3 protein-coding genes and 1 pseudogene are annotated in these 4,290 nt (G+C 26.1%); all 4 read right to left on the bottom strand.

Translation table 11 applies throughout. The annotated features are described in order from the left end of the window. Positions 1 to 207: 207 nt before the first annotated feature. Entirely contained in the window at positions 208 to 912 is a 705-nt protein-coding gene (locus tag AC2D8I_RS15890) for a hypothetical protein (RefSeq protein WP_484707093.1), read from the bottom strand. A gap of 59 nt (positions 913 to 971) precedes the next feature. Next, positions 972 to 1,778, bottom strand: a complete 807-nt coding sequence (locus AC2D8I_RS15885; RefSeq protein ID WP_484707092.1) for a hypothetical protein — start codon at positions 1,776 to 1,778, stop codon at positions 972 to 974. Positions 1,779 to 1,898: 120 nt separating this feature from the next. Further along, positions 1,899 to 2,654: a hypothetical protein gene (locus AC2D8I_RS15880; RefSeq protein ID WP_484707090.1), complete on the bottom strand. Its 756-nt coding sequence runs from the start codon at positions 2,652 to 2,654 to the stop codon at positions 1,899 to 1,901. Then, positions 2,651 to 4,290, bottom strand: a pseudogene (locus tag AC2D8I_RS15875) (hypothetical protein); the annotation flags it as partial. The gene AC2D8I_RS15880 and the pseudogene AC2D8I_RS15875, both read right to left, overlap by 4 nt.

Raw genomic sequence — 4,290 nt, 5'->3', positions numbered from 1 at the left:
AATTTTACATCTGCTTTCAAATAACTTAACTCTACTGCTTTCTGTTTAAACTCTAACGTGAAATGACGTGATTTTTGTCTCATAATTTTCTAAGTTAAAATCAAGCAAGATAGTAACTCAACTTAACGTCCAATCTAAGATAGCAAGTCCACTTCGATCTTTTAAGGGCTAAACTGTTATTAGATCAATCTTATTAGACAAAATAATTTAATGATTTTGCTCATAATATTCATTAAATTCTCCTTGTTGAAGTACATTTCCATTATTACGATCGATATTTTTAAATTTTATTCTTATAGAATCTTCTTTAAGAATAAATTCCCTTTCTGATTTTGTATCCATATTATAAAAAAAAGACCATTTTCCTTTAGGGATACCATTTTCGCTAATTTCAAAGCCTTGGGCTATTAAATTATTTTTTATTGATACGATGAAATTACCTGTATTATTAATTTTTAATCCATTTTGATAGTATTCAATATTTGGATATGAATTTTCGTAATTAGTATACCATAAACTATCTTTAATTCCATTTTTATAATAGCCAACTTTGTATATTCCAGCATCTCCGTCTCCGTAGAAGTACCATTTACCGTGAAATTTAGCTTCTTTAGGTGTTAAACCTTTTGAATTCTTTAATTTACCTTCGGCGATAATTTTTTTTGACATTTCATTGTTTGACCAAAAAAAATCATTCACAATATTACCATTAGTAACTCTTAATATGTTTCCTTCTGTACTATTAGATAATTCCCAATTAGTATATGTGAAAATATTTGGAGCTTTAAAATATAAACTATCAACTGCTTTATTATTCTCATCATAATTTTGGGTAGTAATTGATTTTTTTTTCTGCGAACAAGAGGATAAGCATATGAAAAAACAAATTAAAGGAAAAGTGATTTTATTCATGTGTTTTAAATAATATCAAAATTTGAACTAAAAATATATTTTGAAATAAGAAGCTTGAATCAATCATCAGAATAAGTAGTATTTACTTTTATGCTTTTAATCTCTAAATATCCTTCTCTATTGATTTCAATTTTTTTCTCAACAATGACTAGCTCATCCTCAATTGAATGATATGATTTTTTTTGTATTTTATAATCTTTGTCAATACTAAAACCTTCAAAATAGAAAGAATCATCATATCCATATCCTGTAATTAAAATATCAATTCCGTGAACTAGTTTTATTTTATTGGTATCAAAAACAATTAATTGCATAATTATTCCTCTAACAAATCCTTCATTTTCAATTATTTTAGTCCCATTTAGAAAAACTTCTAGTTCATGATCTATTGGTTCGAGTCTTTTATAAAAAAAGGATTCTGAAAATTGGCAACAATCTTCATTAATTAGAATTTCATAGTAACCTTTAGGAGTGAATTCGCTAAATAATTCATTATTAATATTTTGATTAAAGAAAAGGTTTTTATTATTTAAAATGGATAATGTATCTATTTTATACGTTCTTAATTTATCATGCCATTTAAGGAAAGTTTGTTCATTTAATAAACTATCCAATATATATGGGGCAATTGAAAAAGGTAATTTTTCTATAGGTTGTTTTTTAAGTTCTTCAATAAACTTTTTATTTCTATTAAGAATTAATTTATTGAGAGAATCGTTTGCTTTTATTTTTTTTTGTTCTTTTTTTGAAGAAATCGAGTCCGAAATAGATGTTTCTTTTTCATTTTTTAAATCAATATTATTTATAGTTTCTAGTTTATTACAACTAAAAATAATAGGGAATATAATTGTTAAAATAATTTTCATACTATTTGAAATTAGGTTTAAACCCTTGAATATGTAAATGATTTTTGTGGGTAAGATTTGTTTTACAATGATTTGAATTTTTTATCAGCGAATATATTTTCCTTTGTCTTTTTTATTCATTTATTTTTTTTCTTGAAACTCTCCTTTTTCATTTAGATAATAATATTCAGTCCATTTTTTTATTTGAGGTTGATTTAATTCTTTTTCTGCTTCCATATCATAAGAATAACTAGACATTTTGTTAATAACAATGTCAAAACGATTATTGATAATAAAATCATATTCATACCTGACTACCCAAGTAAATCTATTAAAGACAATTAAATAATCTTTTTGAATTCCTTTAGTATTAAAACTGGATAAAATAAAAAATACACCAGGAATATCATTCTCACCAAAATATTGAACTAAACTTCCTATAACATAATGATTATTAACTTTTGATTTGATTATGGGATAAAAAGTTAAGTCATTAATATTATAATCACTATCATCATCTTTTCCATAGTATTGGAATTTCACATTATTAAAAAGCCCTTTTATTGTATAGTCCAGTATTTTTGCTTCGTAAACACTATCTTTCCATTCAATTGTACTTTTTTGTATATTAATATTTGTAAAAGTCGTATCTACATAATCTCCTTGTTCATATATTTTTACTTTATCAATAATGTTAGCACTATTGTAGTGAAACTTCATGTCTGGTAACAAGTTTAATAGAGAATCTATTTTTTGTTTGTTATTTTTTTGTACAATTTTGTTTTTTGAAATATCTTTTTTTATTATTCTATCAGAAATGATTATTTCTTTTTTTAAATTGTTTTTACAAGAAGAGAATAAAATTACTAATAGTATAATTAATGTGCTTTTTTTCATTTTTCTATAATTTTTGAAAAGTCAAAACCAACCATATGAAGATGATGGTGGTGTCTATATACACCATCTTTTCTTTTATGGATTGTATGCGGTAGTCTTGTCTTCTTTTTTATTTCAATAATTTCTTTTTTCTTTGTTTTAGGATTGATTTTTTCTGTTTTTATTATTTGATTGAAATTTTCAGAATACATTTCTTTCTTTCCTGCCCCCCAACCAAATTTATATAATGAATTATTGAATTTGACTTGTCTATTGTAATCAAAATGAGTGTCTTGTAAATATGTTCTTTCTCCGTTAATATTAATGCTCAAATATCGAATATCTCCAGCAATACCATTAATATGTTCTCTGCTTTTTCCTGGTTTCCCTTCTTTTGTACTAAAACCATTAAACCCCAAATCTTCAATATTTTCTTCAATCATAGCACCTATAAGACCTGCGAAGCAATCTAAATTAATATACCATCTTTTACTTTTACTTGTCCAAGTAGCTATTTTGAATTTCACATTTCCAGACGAATATTGATCTATATTTCTTGCATCTAGTAATTTCACCTTTTGAATTGGTTTTACTTTTACACCTTTAACTTTCCATTTTTCTGCTTCAATTAACTTAGATTTACCTAATATGTGTGTTTTTCCATCACTTTCATGATATATATATTTAACTTTATTAGGGTTGTCAATTTTATTTTTTTCAATTTTACCACTAGAGTAAATATTATATATTACAATAGCAGCTTTCAATTTGAATTCTTGATTTTCATCGTTTAAAAAGCATTTATTGACAACAGGAATATTTGTTTGTTTAGATGTTACTTTTAAATAAAGTTGAGCTGTTTTTAAGTTACCTGTATCTGGATCTAATTTTTTATCCCAATTATTATATTTTCCTTCATCTACTTTTTGAAAGATTATCTCAGCAACAGCATATCCATCTTTAACAGTAGCTTCAATTTTTGTAACTTCTTTATCGTTTTGGATTACTGTAACTTCTTTGTCTTTATCTACTAATAATTGTTCTTTTTCGTAAATTTTAAAGACGACATTCTTTCCTTCTAGATTGGTACATGCTGCTACTAATTGTACCTTTTGACCTAAGACTCCTTGTACTATTTTGGTATAATATGGTACGGTAGCTTTTGCGGGTTTCGTTTTGGAAGATTTCTTTCTTTTTCCAGCTTTGTCTTTATAATAAATAGGCTGGGGGGGAGCATCGGCTTGAACTTTTTCTTTCTCTATTTCTGCAAAAAAGGCGTCTGCAATATGTTCTTTGCTAGATAAAGTAAGTTTAGCATGTTCGTTATCAAAGGGTAATTGTAAGATTTTCCAATCTGGAAAATGTATGTAGAGTTCTAGGTCTGATCCGTATTTTTCTGAGAAATCAATTTCTGCAAAATAATTTCCTTGTTTGATAGTGGTATCATACCATTTTTTGTATTCGTTGTCTTCGTCTTCAATAGCGTTTTTGTACCGAATTTTATCACCTACTTTGAATTGCTTGATAATAGCTCGATCTTCAATTTTTATACTATTGTTTTTCCATTCGATAAGATCATCGGTAGCAGCTCTACCATAAAAAACGGTTGGGATATTGGGGGTACGATAATAATCTTTATCATAGACCTGCATCTCAA

Source organism: Lacinutrix sp. YIN62 (assembly GCF_057219185.1).
Note: the sequence above shows the minus strand (reverse complement) of the source record. Positions and strands in the feature narration are given on the sequence as shown.